Genomic DNA, 206 nt, shown 5'->3' on the forward strand with positions numbered 1-206 from the left:
GTAAATTAGTAAAATAAATGGTGCCGACTAACCGAGTCGAACGGTTGACCTACTGATTACAAGTCAGTTGCTCTACCAGCTGAGCTAAGTCGGCACACAAAACTGTGTGCTAAGGCACGCGTAACAATGTTTAACTAAACACCATTACTTAAATAATGGTGCCCAGAGGCGGAATCGAACCACCGACACGAGGATTTTCAATCCTC

At 44.2% G+C, this 206-nt stretch carries 1 tRNA gene; it reads right to left on the reverse strand.

What is annotated here, in order from left to right:
* Window positions 1-18 precede the first annotated feature (18 nt).
* Window positions 19-94, reverse strand: a tRNA-Thr gene (locus tag P20652_RS00585).
* Between the last annotated feature and the right edge of the window lie 112 nt (window positions 95-206).

Source organism: Pseudoalteromonas sp. BSi20652, assembly GCF_000239855.1.
GTDB lineage: Bacteria > Pseudomonadota > Gammaproteobacteria > Enterobacterales > Alteromonadaceae > Pseudoalteromonas.